The organism is Neisseria sp. P0009.S010 (assembly GCF_051958545.1).
Lineage (GTDB): Bacteria > Pseudomonadota > Gammaproteobacteria > Burkholderiales > Neisseriaceae > Neisseria > Neisseria subflava_A.
Genome location: NZ_JBQCVH010000031.1, coordinates 1 through 288, shown reverse-complemented (window position 1 = coordinate 288; position 288 = coordinate 1). Strand labels below are relative to the sequence as shown.

The window sequence follows — 288 nt, the reverse complement described above, 5'->3', positions numbered from 1 at the left end:
AAGCGCCGCCGCCCGTACCGAAGTACGTGCCGGTACCAACATCAAAGACGTGGTGAAAACGACCGGAGCCAACGGCCGAGACGTTTACACCGTCAACGCCAAAGGCACGACTGCGAGCGCCGGTTCGAGCAAATTGACCGTTACCGCCGCTGAAAAGGCCGACAACGTGACCGACTACAGCATCGACTTGGCTGATGACACCAAAGCCGAAATCCAAAAAGGCGTAGATGCCAAAACCGCCGTTGACAGCAAAGGCCTGACCTTCAACGGCGACAGCGGCAGCACCAA

The 288-nt window shown here is 58.0% G+C and carries 1 protein-coding gene; it reads left to right on the top strand.

The annotated features are described in order from the left end of the window. Positions 1 to 288, top strand: a 288-nt coding sequence (locus ACTHSN_RS10790; RefSeq protein ID WP_440365319.1) for a hypothetical protein, incomplete at both ends; no start/stop codon positions are given.